The organism is Bradyrhizobium yuanmingense (assembly GCF_029167105.1).
Classification (GTDB): Bacteria; Pseudomonadota; Alphaproteobacteria; order Rhizobiales; family Xanthobacteraceae; genus Bradyrhizobium; species Bradyrhizobium yuanmingense_A.
This window is the reverse complement of the sequence record NZ_JARFML010000003.1, coordinates 333,022-351,394: the sequence shown is the minus strand read 5'-3', so window position 1 is coordinate 351,394 and position 18,373 is coordinate 333,022. Positions and strand designations below refer to the sequence as shown.

Here is an 18,373-nt window from a genome sequence, read left to right as displayed (position 1 = left end):
GGATATTTTTCCGACCACCCGATCGATGAGCGCCATGAAGTCTTTCGCGAGATCCCACCCGTCGCCTCCCAAACCGCAATTGCCGGACGGCGTCCGCATTTACGCGATCTCTGATATTCACGGCTGCGCGCATCTGCTCGAGCCCATGCTGCGGGTGATCGACGCCGACGTTGCGCGCAGCCGGCCGCGCTATGCCGTCGAAGTCTTCATGGGCGATTACATCGATCGCGGCCCGGATACGCGTTCCACCCTCGACATTCTGGTCGAGCGGAGCCGCCGGGGAAATGCGGTCTTCCTCAAGGGCAACCACGAGGCCTTTCTGGTGAGGGTGTTCGAAGATCCTTCACTGTTCGAGGACTGGATCGCCGTCGGCGGGACCCAGACATTGATGTCCTACGGGCTTGCTCCGCCGGATCTCAAGCGCGATGAGCCGGCATCGATCCTGCGCGACTTGATTCGCGCCATGCCGACTGAGCATCTGGAATTCCTGGACAATCTGCGGCTGAGCTTCAGTTGCGGAGACTTCTTCTTCGTCCACGCCGGCGTTCGCCCGGGCGTGCCGCTCGCCGAGCAGACCGAGCGCGATCTGCTCTGGATTCGCGAGGAATTCCTGCGGAGCGAGGAGCAGTTCGGCAAATATATCGTCCACGGCCATACGCCGGTCCGCAGCGCCGAATTGCTGGCCAACCGCGCCAATATCGACACCGGCGCCTATGCGACCGGCAACCTCACCCTGATGAGCATCCAGGGAAGCCGCATGCTCGCGGTGTGACGAGCTTCAGCCTCCTGCCACCGACGCGCGAGACCATCTCGAGGGAGGGAATGGACGTTCGCTATTTTCAGTTGAGACACGGCAGCGGCGACTGCGCACGTGTCTGGGCCATCCAGTCACTCCAGGCTCGCTCGTGCTTGACGTAGAGTTCGACCCAACGTTCGCCATGCCTGGCCTCTCGGACGCGCGCCGCCTCCCCGAGCAGTTCGGCGCCGGGACGGGTGTCCGGCTTGTCCAGCGCTTCGAACTCGATCGTTTCCGAGATCGTCAGACCGACAAGCACGCGCTGTCCGGCGCCGTCCACGATGTAGCGTCGTGGCGCATCCTTCTTGGGCTCGCTCATGTCGTCATGTCCCATCGGTTCGGTGTGAAGCTGGATGCCGCCATCGAATGGGACGATGCCTAGAAGGCTCGCCGGGCGTGGCCGAACGTCGAGGTCGGAGCGGGCCGCGACGCCCGGCGCGAGGCGCTGCTGGATGAGCTCACGGCTCTTCGTTGGACGCGCCAGGCGCGCAGCGCGTATCCGAGAATGAGACCAGCGCCGAAAATGGAAGCAGAGACAAACGCAGAAGTCATGAGAGAGTCGTCCTGGGAGTCGTCCTGGATCGTGCGCGTCCTATCAAGAGTGAGCAGTGTGTCGACATCATGGTTCTCGAGGATTCACGAGCGCCGAAAAAATGTTCAAGGTTCGGTCTCCTTTGTCCATGCATGCCGCGCGCGCGGCAACGCTGCCAGCCTCTGCCTGATCTCGTCTCGGCCGGCGGTGATCATCGAACACTCTCTATATATGACGACCACATATCTAAGAGACGTTCTCGCAGCCCAATGCATCAAGGCCCGTCGCGGTCGATCCGACGCGCCTTGGCGAGAGCGTGCGGCCGCGCAACCGGAAATTGGCGTCAACCGGTGAGGCCCGTGCCCTTGCAACCATCCGGAACCCGTCGCATTATCGCCCATCGCATTTCATGAGGGATTCAATCCAATGAACTTCCGGCCCCTTATTCCAACCATTGCCCTGGCCGCCCTTGGCCTCACTTTGGCGACATCCATGGCGCCGGCCGCCGAGCTCACCGTTGCTCCGTCACACCGGGCGGCTGCTGTCCAGGGCGGATTTGTGCTGTGGGATGATGTTTACCCGCCGGCGGTCTATGGCCCGCAGCTGCGCCCGGCCGAAGAAGTCGCAGCGATGAAGGCGCAGGCACGGCCGGTGTCCCAGCGCTGGTGGGGATATTGGTACGTGCGGTAAACCCACCTCTCGCTAACACTCAGTCAACAGCAACCGCCGCAACGTTGAGCAATCAGCGGCGGCGGTTTTTCTATGCGTCGCTGGAGACGATCTTACGAGGCGCGAGACAGCTCAGAGGTGAGCTGGCGTTCTGATGCACCTGATCTGCCTGGTAATTGCGCGGGATAGCGCCGCCGGCGGCACCATGCAGGGGCAAAAACGCCCACATCTGAGCGGCTTACGAGCTGATTGCAGACCGCGATGCTGTCAGAAACAGGATAGCGAACAGGAGATTATCAGGTCGCTTACAGGGGGCGAGCAGGACTGCAGCAGGCCTGCTTCAGGGCTCCACCGTCCAGCAGATTTTGGCAAGGTGCAAAAAGGCGCAACGAGTCGGGCGGCGAGGGTTCTGCATTCATGGCGGACAACACGAGCAACATCTCAACGGGAAGGACCTATCTGGGGTTTGCCTTATCTTGGACCGTCCTTCATTTCTTAGTTTGTCTGATTTGCATCGCTCTATTTGCTGCCGGTCGTTGGGAGATTGGTCTTCTCACTATCTTGCTCGCCGCCTGCGGCTTTATTCGACACAGCGTGCGGCTCGGCAGGCGCGCGAAGCGGGGCCTCGTTCGCTAGGCAATAATGTCAGTTCAGGGTCAAAGGCTGCTCTCGGGAGCTCGGGCGCCAGCTTTCCGCTCAGCCCTTAGAAGCGGACCGTGCGAGGTCATGCACGTGAAATCAGCTACAGACGACAATAGGACGTGAGCATGGCTTAGTTTTGATCAGTGCTTTGAATTCACCGCCGAACCCGGGCTGGCAAGAGTCAACTCATGCCCATCCAGGCTGACTGCGCCTTTATAGGTGCGCGCTCTAGCACTCGGCGGCGACACGCTGAACCTGAACAAGAAAAGGGGAGTGCGATGAGGCACTCCCCTTACTACAGCCTGAAAAGCGGCGGCTCGTCCTAAAGCGGATAATAGTGTCGATCTATAGTCTGCTTCAGCAGGCTTAGTGCCCTCTTAAACTCGTCTGTGACGTCTTCCGGAAACTGACGCAAACGTTCTTCGCCTTCGACAATGACGCGCAAGTTCTCGAGCTGCTGGTTGACGTACTCGACGATAAAACGATCCTTCCGCTTATAGTACTGTGCCATGGCGCGCGGATCGCCTGACACCGCCTTAAGGATAAGCTGCTTGTCTACCGCGACACGCGCGGGGATCATCTCGCGCTTATTCCCAATGAAACGGGGACCAACATCTTCTCGGCTTCGAAGAAGTCGCGACGAACCTGGTCGTCGCAGATGGGATGGGGCTGCCTGGGAGGCCGTCCACGCGGATTGCCGGAGGTCCCCTTTTCGAGCTGTCCCTTGAGATTCCGAGCCATATCGTGCGGGCAGCATGAGGCGGCGAAGGCCGACTTGAAGAAGCTGATGCCGGAGGACGCCAAAGAAGCGATGGGACATGGCATCAAAGCCAAGCGGTCCAAGTCCGGCGCGATCAGCTTCGAAACCCAGGCGCCGGAGGAGCCCCATGCATCAGTCCAGTGAGCGCATCGGGACCATCGCTGCCGCCCTCGCCCGGGCCCAAGCTGAATTGGCGAACCCCGAGAAAACCCTCACAGCGGTGATCCGATCGCCCTTCCCGCCGGAGGATGATCGAACCTTCCGCTACGCTTCCCTGGCCTCCGGTCTGGACATCGTCCGCAAGACGTTAAGCCAGCAGGAAATCGCCACTATCCAGACCACCCGGATCGAGCAGGTCACCGGACAGATCCATCTCACCACCTTGCTTACCCACGCTTCCGGCAAATGGATCTCCTCGGAGCTACCGGTCTGCACCAGCAAGGAGGTCGAAACGCCGCACCGGATGGGCGCGGCGCTAACCTATGCCCGCCGGTATGCCCTGTTCGCTCTGGTCGGGATTGCCGGAGAGGACGATTTGGACGCCCCTGATCTTGTCACAGGCCCTCCAGCCGCCACCGAGCCGCAGGCCGCGCCTGGCTCGAAGGGAAAAGCTCCGAAGGGCGTTCTCAACCGGTCCGCGGTGTTACCTCCTGAACGCTCCGCCGAGCTCCTGGACCGGCTGTTGGGCGAGCTTGCCCTGCGGGAAGGCGGTGAGGACCTGCTCGCCTGGGCCAAGATCAGCCTGCCCCTCAAGAACACTCTCCTGGAGGTGGACGCTCGCGTGCTCGAGGCGGCCTACCAGAACAGGTTCGAGGAAGCCGCCCTTGCCGATGTTGATGTAGCAGATCAGCAGCCCGTGTTAACGGTCACACAGCTCTTACCGGGTGAACTACCTTCGCAAAGATCCAATAACCTTCACGTGCCTGCCAATGCCACTTCCGTAGAGCAGGTCGGCCTGGCCTTCCCGAAAGAACCGTCTCGGAGACGGAGTAAAGATCACCTCGCGTTCATCCGCGGCCAGGGGTGTCTGGTTTGCCAGAAGACCCCTGCAGACGCGCATCACCTGAAGTTTGCTCAACCGCGTACCTTGGGCCGAAAAGTCAGCGACGAGTTTACCGTCCCGCTTTGCCGGTCCCATCACCAATCCCTGCATCGGCACGGAAACGAGAGGGCTTGGTGGGCCAATCTGCAAATTTCGCCTCTGCCAATAGCGAAGGAGCTTTGGGATGCTAGTCCCGTCCACTTGGCGAACGGAGCGACAGTTGCTGTACCGCCTTCGCGTCCGCGGTCGGAGGCGCAAGGTCAATGAATGGTCCTATCAACCTTCAGCCGCAATCGGCTAGCGTCTTGCCGCCTCAATTCGAGGCGCTATGCCCTCCGCCGCTACTTCTTCCCGGAGAGAACATCGACCACTATCAGGCTCTTCAGACTGTCATCTTCAGTGACCTCGATCCCCAGTCTGCCATCGAATGGCTGCTCGCTATCGACATCGCAGAACTCTTCTGGGAGATGCAACGCTACCGGGTTCTGCGGCATAGGCTCCTCAGCACCTATCGCCAAAAGGCCGTCGAGATGACTCTTCGCCGCGTCGATCTGGCAGGCATTGCCCCGGACTTCCAGGATGTAGCCGAAATCTACACCATCGGTAACGCTCTGGATTGGCAACTGGATGCTTCTGCAGCCATTTATATCGAAACGCGGCTCCGATCTTACGGTTTCGATCAGCACGCTATCAGTACGGAGGTGTACGTTCAGGCGCGTGAAGCGCAGCTTCGGCGGATACTCTTGATGAAGGAGATCAATAACCTCCGGCGATCGAGCAAGATGGGCCTCACCACAGTCCCGGTCGGAAAAGCTACAGTTACAACAGAGGGAAGGAAGCGTCGTAGAGGCGGTTGGTCGCCCCCAGAGAGAGGTGTAGCTCGGTAGAGCAAAGCGGCGCGCAGCGCCGCTCCCGCATGGCCCGGGAGCAAACGAGCAACTTTGCGGGTGATTACCGATGATTTGTCGCACCAACTTGATTCGAGGAATGACTGACGACATAGTGAACCTGTCTGTGATGGCCGACCACGGCATCATTTGCAGTATGAGCCGCTCCGGGAACGTCTGGGACAACGCGGCGATGAATAGCTTGTTCTCCTCGCTCAAGACCGAACGGACGGCCAACAAGATCTACAAAACCAGAGATGAGGCGCGAGCCGATGTGTTCGATTACATCGAAAGATTCTACAACACGACCCGCAGGCACTCGACTATCGGTTATCTCAGCCCGGTTGAGTTCGAGCGCACGGTGCGATTAGCTTAACCCGGTGTCCATCAAACCGGCAGCAGCTCAGGGATCACGCCCTTCACCGCACTACACGATTTTAACGCTCGCACTACGATTCGGTCCCCTCGTAACGCCCAACTTAGTACGATCTTGCAAGTTCCCACTCTAGTGCGCTCCTGATGATCGCATCGAGACTGTCGAACGTCGGTGTCCAGCTTAGTTGCGTGGTCGCGACACTTGGGTCCGCAATGATCATAGCCGCATCACCTGGCCGCCGCGCAGCCATGCGAATGTCCAGCTTTATTCCCGATATCTTTTCAACAGCATGCAAGACCTCCAGGACAGAATAACCGCGACCATAGCCGCAATTCACAACGATGCTTTCTCCACCCTCTCTTAACCGTGCCAACGCAAGCCGGTGAGCGCCAGCTAGATCCTTTACGTGGACATAATCTCGGACGCAGGTCCCGTCTGGAGTGGGATAATCTGTTCCGAATACTTCGACGAACGGCCTTTTCCCAGTTGCCGCTTCGATGGCCGCCTTGATCAGGTGACTAGCGCCTCGTGTAGACTGCCCGATGCCTCTTTGCGGATCGGCTCCTGCTACATTGAAGTACCGCAAGATGGCGAATTTGATAGGCTGCACCCTTGAAACATCTTGCAGCATCCACTCCGAGATCAGCTTAGATCGTCCGTACGGAGATTGCGGCAGAAGCGGATCGCCTTCCTTGACGGGCAGTGATCCTTGCGCGCTATATACCGCAGCGGTCGAGGAGAAAATAAAGTGCGGAACGCGGCATGCGACGGCGACTTCGATTAGTGTCCGTGTCTTGCTTGCATTGTTCAAGTAGTAATAGAGGGGGTTAGCAACCGACTCTGGAACGACGATCGAGCCCGCGAAGTGGATGATGGCATCGATGTTGTGCTCGACAATGAGACTGGACACTAGACTCGCCTCGCCCACATCTCCGACAACCAATCGCGATTTGGGAGAAACGGCGGCCTCAAAACCGGTGGAAAGATCGTCGAGCACGAGAACGGTTTCATCGGCGTCAACCAGGTCAAGAACCATTTGGCTGCCGATATAGCCTGCCCCTCCAGTCACCAGGATTGCCATGTAGGATGCCGGCCCTCAACGCGTTTTTATGGAACTATGGAAAGGCGATTTTGCCCGGCGTCCGTATATGGGTTCGAACTCGGTGGATGAACCATCGTCCCATTTCTAGCGCGGCGATCTTTCCGAAACGCAGGCTTCGCGCGAAGGAAAGAAGCGCAATTCGCGATCGATAGCCACTTTTAAGGTCACTTACGATCTCATCCTTGTAGTATCTGACCCACACTCGCCGTCCGAGGAGACGTTCATCCTCCAGGAGCAAAGTATTGGCCGTGTGAGCCCGTTGGCGATCATTGATGAGGAGGACCCATTTCAGCATGGCAGATGGATCTCCGGACATATTCTGTCCGTGCCAGCGATAGAGAGCAACGATCTCTGGATGCGAGTGGATCGGATATTTCGCCGCCATGCGGAAATAGACGTCATAATCTTCGCAACGAGGTAAGGACGCGTCGAATCCACCGATGTCTCGCAACTTCTGTCGGTCGTACATCACAGTAGCATGCATCCCGATGGCGTTACCCGTCAAAAGGGTGCGAAAAGCGTCGACGCCGATTTCCGAGTAGACTTTTCCTCCCAATGGCTCACCTCGCCGTCCGACCCGACGATGCGCTCCATAGACCAGACCTGCGAGAGGATTAAGTGCATGACTGGCCAGGCCAAGGAAGACCGCATTTGGCATCAGCAGATCATCTGCATCGAGGAAGACGATGTACGTTGATGTTGACGCCTTGAGCCCTGTATTCCGCGCCGCTGCCAGTCCAGCATTGGGCTGGGTGATCAGCCTAACCCCTGGATAGCGTGCAACAACGGATGCAGGGTCGTCGGTCGATCCATCATCGACGACGATGATATCGTCGAATGACACCGTCTGCGTCAAACCGCTTTCTATTGACGCGGCGAGGAAATGAGCCTGCTGATATGTATTGATTACAAGTGCGACGGAACTTGTCATGAAGCTCTTCAAGGATCGGACTATTGGATTGACAAGCAGTAACTCTCAGCCGCCACCGCTCGAAAAATAAAGGTAAAGGCAGTGCTTCTCCTTAAGTCCGCAGAATAGCTGGAAAAGCGAGCCAGTGCTACTTGGCTACGCTGGTTACCCTAACAGGGAAGTTGCCGGGACAGTCCGGGATGATATGGATAATGTGCCTAGCTCCCAATGGGACCGGCTAAAGGGCTGCAATCATGGCATTGGTCAGCGTTCTTATTCCTGCCTACAACGCACAAAAAACGATCGGCGAGACCCTTAAAGCTGCGCAGCAGCAAACTTACGGCGACCTTGAGATCATCGTGGTCGACGACGGGTCCACCGACGAGACAGCAGACATCGTGTCTCAAGTCAGTGACCAAGATCCCCGGGTTAGCCTGATACGTCAATCCAATACGGGCGTTGCTGTTGCTCGAAATACCGCTCTTGCCAGGTCAAAAGGCTCCCTCATTGCCCCGCTCGATGCCGACGATCTTTGGCACCCGACCAAAATCGAACGGCAAGTCGCCAATCTGCTCAAGGCGCCTGACCACGTCGGGCTGGACTATTGCTGGTTTGTCGACATTGACGCCGACTCGAAGATAACCCGCTGCTACATGAGTCGCCTCCAGGGGGATATCTACCAACCGCTTATCGTTGGCAACTTTATAGGCAATTCAAGCGTTCCGCTAATTCGGAGGACCCTGCTTGAACAGATCGGCGGTTGGGACCCTGGCCTCCGCGCAGCCAATGCGCAAGGATGCGAGGACTGGCTGCTGTACCTCCAGATTGCCGAGCGCGCGCGCGCCGTACTCTCACCAGCCCTTCTCGTGGGTTACCGTCAACTTCCCCAGATGATGTCGAGAAATGTGCGACAAATGACGCAATCGTACGAACTGACTATGAATTATGCTCGGGCGAGCCGCCCAAATGTGCCCGAGGACCTGTTTGCGAAGTCGCGCCGCGATTTTGACCTCTACATCTCTGGTATCCAAGACACGACCCGGACTTCCAAGATCCAAGAAATGCTTGCTGCGACAAGGCGTGATTTAGGGATCCGCTCGAAAAGAGGCGGCTTTTCGAGCGATTTAGCGCGCGGCCTTTTGAGGACCGTGCTAAAGGTCTATCATCTCGGCACAAACGTGAGTGCCTCAATTCATGGATGCCACTTCGGAACGATCGAACCGAACACGCGATGTCCGATTTGCGACCCACTCGAATGAATTCCCAAGGTTCTTGAGGCGTACAACTTCAACAGGCAAAGTTTGTTGGCCGCTGCACTCGTACCCCTCAGTAAAGCTTTCATTTTTCAAGACGATTTTGGTAAGAGATGATTTCGGAATATCCAAAGGACCAAGCGGTGCAGCTATCTGATCCCCTTGTTTCCATCATTATGATTTTCTTTAACGCTGAGACTTTTATGGCGGAAGCCGTGGAAAGCGTGCTTACTCAGAGTTATGCCAACTGGGAGCTTTTGCTCGTTGACGATGGCTCGACGGACAAGAGCAGCGGAATGGCTATGGAATACGCTAGCCGATATCCCGAGAAGGTTAGATACCTGGAGCACGCCGGTCACGTGAACCGCGGAATGAGCGCGACCAGGAATCTTGGAATACGTGCAGCGCGTGGCGAATTAATCTCTTTCATCGATGCAGATGATGTCTGGGAACCCAACAAGCTGGCCGATCAGGTGAGGATCATGCGAGACCATCCCGAGCTGGGCATGGTCTGCGGCGCGGTACTTTACTGGGGGAGCTGGACGGGTGACCACGATTTCCTAATCCCGACGGGACACATTTTCGATCGCCCCGTTCCGCAGCCCGAGGCCCTACTCGCGCTTTATCCGCTTGGGAAGGCAGACGCACCATGTCCCTCCGACGTCATGATCCGGGCCAATATCCTTGCGCGCATTGGAGGATTTGAGGAGCACTTTACCGGCGAAAAACAAGCCTATGAAGACCAGGGATGCTTCTCCAAACTTTATCTGGAAGCGCCTGTCTTCTTTTCCAGCCATGTTTGGCTCAAGTACCGACAACACCGAGCCTCCTGTCTCACCACGGTGCGCCGCGAAGGGCAGTACGGAACTGTGCGCTTGTACTATCTGTCATGGCTCAAACGCTACTTGAGATCAAAGGGGGTGACGGAGCCGCAGATCGATGAAGCCATCGATCGCTCGATGTGGCGTTATGCGCACCCAATAATCTACGGCTTTCTAATGTTCCCTTACGAATTGCTTGAACGGGTCCTTCGGCGCGTCGGAAAGCATCATCTACTCCACGGGCGGAAGCCCTTCAGGCCTACTGGCCAGTCCAGCCGGGTCTGAGAGCTGCGGACTAAGAAGCGGGTAGCGCAGGTTTGCCGAATGGGCCAACCGAACGATGCCATGCTCTCGTAGGTAGGGCCAATACGCATCATTCACGGTGGCTGGGATGACTTCAAAGCTTAGACAAGCCTCCGCGGACAATCTCGCCTCTTCTTCACCCCAGGCATAGAGCGAATAACCAGCAAGGTACGTCCCCGGCAACAAGCCTAACGAGCGTATGCTGAACACGACCTCAACGACCTCCGAAATGTCGAACTGATCGACACCTTCCGCGAGGCTTTCCAGAGATGAGATCAGCACTCCCTCCTGATCGAGTATCCTGACTTGCGCGACGCCACGCTTGAACGGCTGCTTAGCTCCTAACCGCAATACAAAATCGTAGTCTCCACCAAATTTGAGATGAGGGCATACAGTCTCATTCGATGGCTCTACAACACGGAGCTCTCCCCAAACAGCATCGGTCTCAGTGCGTTGCACCTGAACCGATTGTGGCGTGGATGCAAGCAGATAGCGATCGATGACGGCCGAGGACGGGCCAATCTGTTTCACGCACCCCTCTTCCAGAAAGATGGCTATATCACAGAGCTGGCGGACCATCGCCATATTGTGGCTGACGAACAGCACGGTTCGCCCCTCACCTGCAGCGTCTTTCATTTTGGCGAGCGACTTGCGCTGAAAGTCGGCATCGCCGACCGCCAGAACTTCATCAACCAACAGTATATCCGGCTCGAGATACGCAGCAATTGCAAAGGCGAGGCGGACATACATTCCGGAGGAATAGCGCTTGACCGGCGTTTCCATCACCGCTCCCACGTCGGCGAACTCGATAATGCTATCAAGCTTCGATGTGATCTCAGACCTGCTCATTCCCAGGATGGCGCCGTTTAGATAGATATTCTCGATCCCGTCCAACTCAGGATGAAAACCCGCGCCCACTTCAAGAAGACTGCCGACTCGCCCCCTAAGCCTGGCCTCTCCCTCGTCTGGCTCGGTGATCGAGGTCAGCACTTTGAGAAGTGTCGTCTTACCCGAGCCATTCCGCCCGATAATCCCACAAACACTTCCCACCGGAACCGAGAAGGTTACATCCCGAAGCGCGTAGAACTCGCTGCTCCGCCGTGCGGACTGCCTACCTCGAAGTCGATCAAGAAAATAATGGATTTCCTCCTTCAGCGAGCTCATGCCTATGGCTCCTCGGCGATATCGCTTCGAAAGACCTTCGACGTCGATTGCTTGTTGATGCTGCATTTCAGATCGTGTCCATGACCGTGCGCTCAACGCGCTGGTAAAGCAGAGCACCACATCCCAGAGCGACAGACGTTGTGAAAAGGGAAGCGAGGAGCTGGCCCGGCGTGAGCATCGATTCGCCTAGGAGGCACCAACGGCTTTCCTCGACGATGGCTGTCAATGGGTTGGCGAAGCTCGCAAGCCCCCTAAACTGTTCTGGAATAGCCGAGAAAGGATAGAGCACCGGGGTTACGAACATCGAGACCTGGATTAGGAACGGCGTCATGAAGGCCAGATCGCGGTACTTCGCGGTTGACGCGCCAAGGAGGAGACCTATCGCAAGAGAAAAGGCCGCAAGGTGCAGAACGACCATTGGAAATGCGACAATGCGCCATGAGAGACCGTCGGCCTTTCCGAGCCATTGAAAAGCGATAAGGAACGCAAGCACTACGAGGAACTGAATCAGGAGCGCCACGGCATTCGAAATCAGTGACGACAACGGGACAATGATGCGGGGGAAGTAGACCTTGCTAAAGATGTGTTCGTTCTCGATGAAGACCTGGCTGGTAGCGTGGATGACCTGTGAGAAATAGGACCACGCGATCAGCCCCGAAAGATAGAATAGTGGTGCCGGCTGATTTGCTGTCGACACACCGGCGACACCGCTGACCGTGGCTGTAAAGACAGCCGTCCACACGAGAGGCTGAAGGACCAGCCAACCGGGGCCAAGTAAGGTTTGCTTATGCCGAACCTTGATGTCGCGCAGGGCAAACAGAAATAAAAGATCTCTATGTCCCCATGCGCGCCGCAAGTCCAGGTCGAACCAGCCGCTCCGACGCCTGACGATCGTAACTCGCTTTAGACTTCCTGTCATAGCGAGGGATCCTCGATCCTCATTTGAAACTCGTCGGCCTCCCAATTTCCCACGTAGATCCGTGGCAGCGTCAGGGGAGCGGGATTATGTCCGACAGAGCGAGCGTCCACCGTGCAAGCAAGATCGAAACCGGCCTCTCTGACTGCTCGGACAGTCACATCACTATGATCGCCGAATGGATAGGCAAAGGCTCGCACTGCAGTACCCGTGATTTCTTCGCAGGCTCGCCTGCTGTCGGCAATTTCCCTGAGCTGAATGTCTGCGCTGTGCGCCGGCAAAGTGGGATGCGTCAGCGTGTGCGCCCCGATCGTGATCAAATCGTCCGAGATATTACGAACCTCTTGAGCTGTCATGGCCCGATGCATCTCCCGAGCTGAAAGATCGCAGGACGACCATATACCGATCTTCGTTAGGAGCTGCCTCTGAGCTTGGTGTGGAAGAACTCGCAAAGCTCCCCAAATTTCTCGGAAGACGCGGTCTCGCCCTTGAAGATTCGAGAACGGGGGGACCCGCCAGTGGCAATCTTTGCCCCCGACGTGGAGCGTCAGACTATCTGGCAAGTATTCGGTTTCAAGGAGGACCCGCGCCAGAGCATCCCACCAGAATTCCCTGGCAGTGCCGATGATCTCAGTAGTTACGAACAGCGTCATCGGGCAATCTAGCCGCTGCAATATCGGCCGAGCGTTCAAATAGACATCATGATAGCCGTCGTCGAAGGTGACTGCTGCAAGCGGCTTTTCCGAGGGCGTACGGCTCCGCTCCAAGTCAAGCAATTCGTGGAGGTGTACGACACGTCGAGAGTGCTTAAGACGCGTGATCTGTTTCTCGAAGCGCACCGGCTGTACCGCCAGCCCCCAGGGATCGACCGGGATGTCTGCCACACGGTGATACATGAGTATGATCGGGTCAGCGCCAGAGACCCACCGTTCAATCGATCGCTTTAACCTTCGCATCGGCTGCGGTATCATTGGGGCAGCCTCTTTGCTGCGGCAGCGACAATTAAGGGAAACGCTTTATCGAGCACGTCAAGCTTGGCCGGCGGTACTTCCGACAGCGATAGTCCTTGCAAGAAGCACGTCGCAGCAAAGACATTTCCGAACGTCTCGACCTCAATGCCGTCTTCCGCAAGCACCGAGGCCAGCAGTTGCTCAAGTGCATTCTCAGTTAAGGACCAGTACCAAGTGTGGCGCCAGGTCCCTCGATCAACGGGAGAAATCCCCGGCACTGTAATGAGCAGCGTTCCGCCCGGCTTGAGAGCCCTGGCAAGCTCCGCCAACGCCCCGCGCATATCGAAGATCAGATGCAGCGTTTGCGTGAGAATGATACAATCGAAAGCCCGGTCCGGCAAAGTACCAGGGACCGAAATATCCCCGACGATGGTAGCGGCTGGATGCGTCGCGTCGACGTGGAGAACATCACTTTTCTCCACCTGCGAGCCGCCGAACCGAAGAGTATACTCATTGTCACCGATTTCGAGCACTCTGCCGCAGACAATTGATGAATTGCGCTCAAGGAAGCGCTCGATAAAATAGCGATCGATCGGGACCCCGCGGTCAAAGCCGAAGTCGACGCTGATCGGTTCCGTCCTTCCAAAATCGCCGAAATCAATGGTTCCGGGCGGAGGCGTCCAAAAGCGACGCGGCAATAGCCGACCGATTGAAGAGGGGCTCCGAGCGACGAGCCTCAGCAGTTGGGAGCGGCAAGACCTTGCGATGCGACGAAACGGGGAAAACGCGGTCATACGCAATCACGCAAGTCCGGGCGAAAGTTCGATCGGCGAGGACTTCGAATATACACCTGTCGTCCAGGCGGCTCATTACCTTGTTCATCTGCTGGCTTGCTCATGCAGGTACACGCGTGTTCTTACATAGCCAATTCCGATACTCCTTCGAAATAGCCAAAAAGCCATTGTCGAGCAGCTCATCGACAGTTGAAAGCTTACTTGCCGAATCAAACTTCAGGCAGAGACCAGGCAGCCTCTGCAATCCTGCCCAATAACTCGAATACTCATCGCTCGTTAGATAGCCGTATCGTCCGGTTCGGACCGCGTCAGCCACTTTTGCATAAAAGGAATCAACGAACGGAAAATGGAGAAGAACGCACGAAATGTCTGCCAATCTGGCATTCAATGCGTGGTGCCAGGCAACGAATGGCTTGATCTGTCCGTCCATTCGAAAAAGCGAAACCTTGGTAAGACCATTGTTTGTGCCGAACACCTTCTTCCTGATACCGCCGTGGTGGGTCATGACCTCGGGGTTGCTAACCTCTCCGAAGGTGTAGGGAGACTTGTCGATCGTTGACACGTCGTAGAACGGAAACTGCAAGCGCAAATCGATCCCTCGCTGTATCTTCACCTCAGAAATTGACCTGTCGCTGAACATGTCGAGCATTTGGGTGATCACAGCATTGAAACCCCTTCCGTCGAGGTAGTTGATCAAAGCGGACAAAGGCAGTTTAGCCGACCCAGGAAAGTCGAACTGCTCGTCCACGTCGACGCACAGGCACCACCGGTCACGGCAGTAAGTGTTCGCCAGATAGCGCTTCATTGTGTTTTCATAAGCATGGTAGGGAACGAAGCTCGAGAGCAGCGTGACGTCGGCCTGGTTGGCGAGCATACTGATTGAACAATCGGTCGATCCATTATCCAGGATAACGAAATGTTTAACGCCCATGGCCCTATGGTGAGTCAAAAACGAATCTAGCCAGGGCTCGCCGTTTCGTACCACGCTAATTATTGTTACGTCGCGGGGCCCAGAATTGACCTGGGAAGGTCCACTAAGATGTCTAATGCGGGATGGCAACAGCAGCCCCCTCAATCCGAACTGGATTGCATCCGTCTTATTCACGCGTCCGAAAAGGAAGCGAAGGCTTTCAAGAAACATAGCAGAGCTCGTTCCTCATGGTGCGCCAAACTGCGGCACAAAGTCTCACCGGCCTCAGCATCGTCGGATCGCTGGACTGGTCCTCAAACGGTTTGCGCTCTGGGTGGCAAAATGATGATCGCGCCAGCGCAACGCGGTCTCCACAATGAAACCGATTTCCGAGTGGGTCGGTTGCCAACCTAACTCTGCTGCAGCTTTGGCGAACGATGCAACGAGCTCCGGTGGATCCCCCTCTCTGCGCGGCCCATACCGTACCGCCGGCGCGGTCCCGGTGACACGAGCTACCGTACCTATCAACTCAAGTACGCTGGTACCTACCCCCGTACCAAGATTATAAACGAACGCTCCGTCTCTCCTCGTTAACATCTCACCAGCAAGCAAATGTGCTCGTGCAAGATCGACCACATGGATGTAATCCCTGATCGCGCTTCCGTCAGGCGTAGGAAAATCTGTTCCAAAAACCGTGAACGGACGGAGCGGATTGCGAGCAGCTTCGATCGCCAGGGGAATGGCATGCGTCTCGGGCTCGTGATGTTCACCGATATCACAATCCGGATCGCAGCCCGCGGCGTTGAAGTATCTTAAGCAAACAGAGGCTAAGCCGTAGGCCCCGCTGTAGTGCTCCAGCATGCGCTCGACGATCATCTTACTCCAGCCGTAAGGATTGATTGGCATTTGCGGATGGCTCTCGTCGATCGGTACAAATTCGGGAATGCCATAGCTCGCGCAGGTACTAGAAAATAAGATGCGAGAGCATTCGGACGCGCGCATCGCTCCAAGCAAGGCGAGTGTACCGGCTACATTGTTTTCATAATAAATTGCCGGCTCTGTTACTGACTCTCCAACATATGCAAAGGCGGCGAAGTGCGCCACCAGATCCGGTTTGTAGGTCGTCAGTGCACCACGTACCCTGTCTGAATCTCGAATATCGCATTCGACCAAGGGGCCCCATCGGACGGCATCGCGCCAGCCCCGCGATAGATTGTCCATCGTCACGACATTCCAGCCCGCACTTGCGAAAGCCTTGGCGCAGTGCGCCCCCACGTAACCCGCGCCACCTGTAATAATCACCGTCTTCGTCATCTCACTGCACGCGTCCTTCAGAGCGCAGCAAACCATCGAAATAGGCAATAGTCTTCGCTAGGCCGTCATGGAGTTGCACGGATGGCGACCATCCCAAGGTTCTGCGCGCAAGGTCGATATTGGGCTGCCGCTGCCGGGGATCGTCGATTGGAAGCAACTTAAATTCGATAGAGGAGCGCGATCCGACAAGCTCTATCACAAGTTCGGCGAGTTCGATTATGCTGAGTTCGGCCGGATTGCCTAAATTGACAGGTCCCGTTATGTCGTCACCCGTATCCATCAGGCGCAACAGTCCGTCGATCAGATCATCAACATAGCAGAACGATCGAGTCTGAGTGCCGTTTCCATAGATCGTGATCGGCTGGTTTGTGAGCGCTTGCACGATGAAGTTCGAAACGACGCGTCCGTCATTGAGACGCATTCTCGGGCCATAAGTATTGAATATGCGCGCGACCTTAATTGAAAGGTTGTGCTGACGTCTGTAGTCGAAGAACAGAGTTTCAGCACAACGCTTGCCTTCGTCATAGCAAGATCGGGGACCGATCGGGTTCACTCTACCCCAGTAAGATTCTTCTTGCGGGTGCACTTCCGGATCGCCGTAGACTTCTGATGTGGAGGCTTGCAGGATTTTTGCGTTTACTCGCTTGGCCAAGCCAAGCATGTTGATCGAGCCGTGCACGCTGGCTTTTGTCGTTTGGACAGGATCGTATTGATAGTGAATCGGACTAGCAGGACACGCCAGGTTGAAAACTTCATCTACCTCGACGTAAAGCGGAAAGGTAATATCGTGCCTCAGGAATTCGAACTGTGCCGAATTCAGCAATCCTCTGATGTTCTCCTTTGAACCGGTGTACAGATTGTCTGCGCAGAGAACGTCGTGTCCGGCGCGAAGCAGCTTTTCACACAAATGAGAACCGAGAAACCCCGCGCCGCCAGTAACTAGAATGTTCTTGCCTTTGCGTATCACTAAGCCTAACCCTCTGTAGTATTCAGATATTTACCTTATATTGCTATGCTCAGAGTAGAATGTCGGTTTTTCCGATAAGACCTTACGTGATTGCCGCTCACAGTACAGCTCAATTCAAGTTAACCATTAAAGCCGCCCGAGAGCCTTTTTGTATTGCGAAACTGACCAGCTTATTTCGGTGATCGTGCCGGCGTTCAATGCCGACAGCACCATTCGCGAAACCGTGAAGAGCGCGCTAGATCAAACCTATCGGAATATCGAAGTAATCATTGTTGATGATGGATCAGCAGATGACACGAAGGCGATTGCGGCGGAGCTCATCAAGAACGACGGGAGAGTTCGCTACATCCACCAACAGAATGGTGGCGTAGCGTCGGCGCGCAATCGAGGAATTGCCGAGGCGAAGGGAGACTTCGTCGCGACGCTCGACTCCGACGACCTTTGGTATCCCACGAAGTTGGAACGGCAGATGGAACGCTTTGCATCGAGGGGTTCCGATACTGCACTCGTCTACGCGTGGTGCTGCTGGATCGACCCATCGGGCGTTATCACGGGCGCCGCTCCACCGTGCCGGCTCGAAGGTAAAATACTTCCGCAGATGTGCCTTGGCAACGTCGTGATAAGCGGTAGCAATGCCTTGATCCGGAAGGAAGCCGTAATATCGGCTGAGGGGTTTGACGAAACGCTGCGGGCCCGCGGGGCACAGGGTTGTGAAGATTGGAAGCTCTACCTTCAGATTGCTGATATGCATGAAATAGGAATGGTACCGGAATATCTCATTGGATATCGGATCTCAGCTGGCTCCATGTCCGATGACCTTTCTCAGATGATGCGCTCGCGCAGATTGGTCGAAGCTGAATTCCTCCTGTCACACCCTGATCTCGCTCGACAGTTCGCGTTAGGAGAACTCGTGCTCGCTCGTGCATTGGCGGTAAGAGCGATCAACCTAGGTCAATACCGCGCTGCATTTGAACTGCTAACGAAGTGCCAGGGCGGCCGAGTACGAGCCGCTGCGAGTTCATTAATTTGGATAGCCGGCGGGGTGTGCCGAAGGCTATTCAAGTACACTACTTCCGGTCGCCATCAGCCGAAGAGATTTCTCGCCGGGCGACCTAACCAGCAGGTCAGCGGCTTGAATGGCAAGGAACATCGCACGATGATGAGTGTCTCGATGCCGCGAGATCGAGCTGGATAGCCGAGAAGGTCGGTCACAAACATATGGCGCCGTCTGAGCTGCTGCCGGTTTGGGGACACCGAGATTAGGT

The 18,373-nt window shown here is 56.3% G+C and carries 18 protein-coding genes and 2 pseudogenes; 8 read left to right on the top strand and 12 right to left on the bottom strand.

The features are described 5' to 3' along the window. Positions 1 to 34 precede the first annotated feature (34 nt). Entirely contained in the window at positions 35 to 772 is a 738-nt protein-coding gene (locus tag P0R31_RS06375) for a metallophosphoesterase (protein ID WP_275513301.1), read from the top strand. Positions 773 to 839: 67 nt separating this feature from the next. Here the strand turns inward: P0R31_RS06375 and P0R31_RS06370 are convergent, their stop codons facing one another. Next, a complete protein-coding gene (locus tag P0R31_RS06370) occupies positions 840 to 1,115 on the bottom strand; it encodes a hypothetical protein (protein WP_192893327.1) in 276 nt (91 codons plus the stop codon). A 639-nt stretch (positions 1,116 to 1,754) separates the two neighbouring features. On the opposite strand from P0R31_RS06370, the gene P0R31_RS06365 reads away from it, so the two are divergent. Beyond that, complete coding sequence (locus P0R31_RS06365; RefSeq protein ID WP_275513300.1) at positions 1,755 to 2,018, top strand: hypothetical protein; 264 nt, start codon at positions 1,755 to 1,757, stop codon at positions 2,016 to 2,018. Positions 2,019 to 2,961: 943 nt separating this feature from the next. On the opposite strand, the gene P0R31_RS06360 is transcribed toward P0R31_RS06365, so the two are convergent. Continuing rightward, on the bottom strand, positions 2,962 to 3,219 hold the full coding sequence (locus P0R31_RS06360; protein WP_275513299.1) for a hypothetical protein: 258 nt from the start codon (positions 3,217 to 3,219) through the stop codon (positions 2,962 to 2,964). 171 nt (positions 3,220 to 3,390) lie between these two features. Here P0R31_RS06360 and P0R31_RS06355 point away from each other — a divergent pair. Both P0R31_RS06355 and P0R31_RS06350 read left to right on the top strand, forming a co-directional pair. Further along, positions 3,391 to 3,543 (top strand): annotated as a pseudogene (locus P0R31_RS06355) (YqaJ viral recombinase family protein); the annotation flags it as partial. Further along, positions 3,527 to 4,708, top strand: a complete 1,182-nt coding sequence (locus tag P0R31_RS06350; protein WP_275513298.1) for an ERF family protein — start codon at positions 3,527 to 3,529, stop codon at positions 4,706 to 4,708. The pseudogene P0R31_RS06355 and the gene P0R31_RS06350, both read left to right, overlap by 17 nt. A gap of 74 nt (positions 4,709 to 4,782) precedes the next feature. Here the strand turns inward: P0R31_RS06350 and P0R31_RS06345 are convergent, their stop codons facing one another. Further along, positions 4,783 to 5,127 (bottom strand): hypothetical protein, encoded by a 345-nt coding sequence (locus tag P0R31_RS06345; protein ID WP_275513297.1) that lies wholly within the window; start codon positions 5,125 to 5,127, stop codon positions 4,783 to 4,785. 328 nt (positions 5,128 to 5,455) lie between these two features. Between P0R31_RS06345 and P0R31_RS06340 the strand changes: the two are divergent. Next, a pseudogene (locus P0R31_RS06340) lies at positions 5,456 to 5,704 on the top strand (IS3 family transposase); the annotation flags it as partial. 103 nt (positions 5,705 to 5,807) lie between these two features. On the opposite strand, the gene galE (P0R31_RS06335) reads toward P0R31_RS06340, so the two are convergent. Both galE (P0R31_RS06335) and P0R31_RS06330 read right to left on the bottom strand, forming a co-directional pair. After that, a complete protein-coding gene (galE, locus tag P0R31_RS06335) occupies positions 5,808 to 6,785 on the bottom strand; it encodes a UDP-glucose 4-epimerase GalE (RefSeq protein WP_275513296.1) in 978 nt (325 codons plus the stop codon). Positions 6,786 to 6,819: 34 nt separating this feature from the next. After that, complete coding sequence (locus P0R31_RS06330) at positions 6,820 to 7,737, bottom strand: glycosyltransferase (protein ID WP_275513295.1); 918 nt, start codon at positions 7,735 to 7,737, stop codon at positions 6,820 to 6,822. A gap of 233 nt (positions 7,738 to 7,970) precedes the next feature. Between P0R31_RS06330 and P0R31_RS06325 the strand changes: the two genes are divergently transcribed. Next, the gene (locus tag P0R31_RS06325) at positions 7,971 to 8,975 is read left to right on the top strand and encodes a glycosyltransferase family 2 protein (protein WP_275513294.1); all 1,005 of its coding nucleotides are present in this window, start codon (positions 7,971 to 7,973) and stop codon (positions 8,973 to 8,975) included. A 107-nt stretch (positions 8,976 to 9,082) separates the two neighbouring features. Beyond that, positions 9,083 to 10,075, top strand: coding sequence for a glycosyltransferase family 2 protein (locus P0R31_RS06320; RefSeq protein WP_275513293.1), 993 nt, complete (start codon positions 9,083 to 9,085; stop codon positions 10,073 to 10,075). Here the strand turns inward: P0R31_RS06320 and P0R31_RS06315 are convergent. From P0R31_RS06315 to P0R31_RS06285, 7 genes are all read right to left on the bottom strand, one after another. Beyond that, positions 10,022 to 11,257 carry a polysaccharide ABC transporter ATP-binding protein gene (locus tag P0R31_RS06315; RefSeq protein WP_275513292.1) on the bottom strand — a complete coding sequence of 412 codons (1,236 nt, stop codon included), beginning with the start codon at positions 11,255 to 11,257 and terminating at the stop codon, positions 10,022 to 10,024. The two genes, P0R31_RS06320 and P0R31_RS06315, sit on opposite strands and share 54 nt — an antisense overlap. 67 nt (positions 11,258 to 11,324) lie before the next feature. Continuing rightward, complete coding sequence (locus tag P0R31_RS06310) at positions 11,325 to 12,176, bottom strand: ABC transporter permease (RefSeq protein ID WP_275513291.1); 852 nt, start codon at positions 12,174 to 12,176, stop codon at positions 11,325 to 11,327. Continuing rightward, positions 12,173 to 13,069: a polysaccharide deacetylase family protein gene (locus P0R31_RS06305; protein ID WP_275513290.1), complete on the bottom strand. Its 897-nt coding sequence runs from the start codon at positions 13,067 to 13,069 to the stop codon at positions 12,173 to 12,175. Before P0R31_RS06305 ends, P0R31_RS06310 begins: the two co-directional genes overlap by 4 nt. 71 nt (positions 13,070 to 13,140) lie before the next feature. Continuing rightward, positions 13,141 to 13,917, bottom strand: a complete 777-nt coding sequence (locus tag P0R31_RS06300; RefSeq protein ID WP_275513289.1) for a class I SAM-dependent methyltransferase — start codon at positions 13,915 to 13,917, stop codon at positions 13,141 to 13,143. Positions 13,918 to 14,017: 100 nt separating this feature from the next. Next, on the bottom strand, positions 14,018 to 15,058 hold the full coding sequence (locus P0R31_RS06295; protein ID WP_275513288.1) for a glycosyltransferase family 2 protein: 1,041 nt from the start codon (positions 15,056 to 15,058) through the stop codon (positions 14,018 to 14,020). Positions 15,059 to 15,112: 54 nt separating this feature from the next. Next, positions 15,113 to 16,141 (bottom strand): UDP-glucose 4-epimerase GalE, encoded by a 1,029-nt coding sequence (gene galE / locus P0R31_RS06290; RefSeq protein WP_275513287.1) that lies wholly within the window; start codon positions 16,139 to 16,141, stop codon positions 15,113 to 15,115. A 1-nt stretch (position 16,142) separates the two neighbouring features. After that, positions 16,143 to 17,105, bottom strand: coding sequence for a UDP-glucuronic acid decarboxylase family protein (locus tag P0R31_RS06285; protein ID WP_275513343.1), 963 nt, complete (start codon positions 17,103 to 17,105; stop codon positions 16,143 to 16,145). Positions 17,106 to 17,256: 151 nt separating this feature from the next. On the opposite strand from P0R31_RS06285, the gene P0R31_RS06280 reads away from it, so the two are divergent. After that, on the top strand, positions 17,257 to 18,303 hold the full coding sequence (locus P0R31_RS06280) for a glycosyltransferase family 2 protein (protein WP_275513286.1): 1,047 nt from the start codon (positions 17,257 to 17,259) through the stop codon (positions 18,301 to 18,303). Positions 18,304 to 18,373 lie beyond the last annotated feature (70 nt).